The sequence below is a fragment of the Streptomyces sparsus genome (assembly GCF_054776295.1).
Genome location: NZ_BAAHCA010001550.1, coordinates 1 through 712 on the forward strand (window position 1 = coordinate 1; position 712 = coordinate 712).

1 protein-coding gene is annotated in these 712 nt (G+C 74.0%); it reads left to right on the forward strand.

What is annotated here, in order from left to right:
- Positions 1 to 627: SRPBCC family protein (locus ACYVE9_RS29545; protein ID WP_461030940.1), on the forward strand; the 627-nt coding region annotated here is incomplete at its 5' end.
- Positions 628 to 712: the final 85 nt, after the last annotated feature.

Sequence of the window (712 nt, forward strand, 5' to 3'; positions counted from 1 at the left end):
CCGGCCCGGTCCCGTCCCGGCCCGGGGCGCTCGGTGCGGGCCGCCCTGACGACGGGCGGCCGGGCGGGCGGCGGGACGGCGGATAGGCTGGCCGATCCGGTATCACCAGGCGACGAAGAGGGCGGGACAGAGCACGTGGCGACGACGCTGCACACCGAAGGAGACCGGCACACGCTGCGATTCGAGCGTGGTTACCGCCACACCGTGGCGGAGGTCTGGGAGGCGGTCTCCCGGCCGGACGGGCTGGCGGGCTGGTTCCCCGCCCGCGTGGCGTACCCGGAGTTGGCGCCCGGTGCGGAGATGACGTTCACCTTCGAGGGGGACGAGGACCCGCCGACGACGGGCGTGATCACCGAGGTGGTCCCGGAGCAGGTGTTCGCCTTCACCTGGGACGGCGACCCGATCCGGATCGAACTGTCGGCCGACGAGGAGCACGAGGACCGCTGCCGGCTCGTCTTCACCAACAGTTTCACGGACGCCGACTGGGCGGTGCGCAACGCCGCCGGGTGGCACATCTGCCTGGACATGCTGAAGTCGGCGCTGACCGGCGAGCAGCCCAAGGCGCAGGTCGGCCGGCGGCAGACCCAGCTGCTGAAGGAGTACGCCGCGCAGTTCGGCGGCAACTGACCCCGGCCGGCCGGAACAGTCCGACGTCGCCACCGACCGCCCGGTGGTCGCGGCGCCGGCGGGCGGTGGCCCGGGCCGCCTCGGG